Genomic DNA, 444 nt, shown 5'->3' with positions numbered 1-444 from the left:
GGACCCCCTGCGAGCTCAACCGGGTCATGCTGATCCGCCTGCTCGGGGTCTTCGCCCTGGTCAGCTGGCTGTGGCTCGGCACGCGCAACATGAAGCTCGTTCCCACCCGCGGCCAGGCCGCTCTCGAGTACATGCTCGGCTTCGTCCGCAACACGATCGTGTTCGACACGCTCGGTGAGAAGGACGGCAAGCGGTTCCTGCCCATCCTGATGACGTTCTTCTTCCTCATCATCGGGATGAACCTCACGGGCATCATCCCGGGTCTGCAGATCGCGAGCACCGCCGTCATCGGCCTGCCGCTCATCCTGGCGCTGGTCGCGTACGTCATGTTCGTCTACGCCGGATTCCGCAAGCACTCCATCGGCTACCTGAAGAACGCCCTCGTCATCCCGGGTGTCCCGTGGCCGCAGCACATCATGCTGATTCAGCTCGAGTTCCTCTCGA

The 444-nt window shown here is 63.3% G+C and carries 1 protein-coding gene; it reads left to right on the top strand.

Annotated elements, in window-relative coordinates:
* Window positions 1-444: F0F1 ATP synthase subunit A (locus tag J1781_RS00285; RefSeq protein ID WP_217233009.1), on the top strand; the 444-nt coding region annotated here is incomplete at both ends.

The sequence above is a fragment of the Rahnella perminowiae genome, from assembly GCF_019049695.1.
Classification (GTDB): domain Bacteria; phylum Pseudomonadota; class Gammaproteobacteria; order Enterobacterales; family Enterobacteriaceae; genus Rahnella; species Rahnella perminowiae.
Note: the sequence above shows the minus strand (reverse complement) of the source record. Positions and strands in the feature narration are given on the sequence as shown.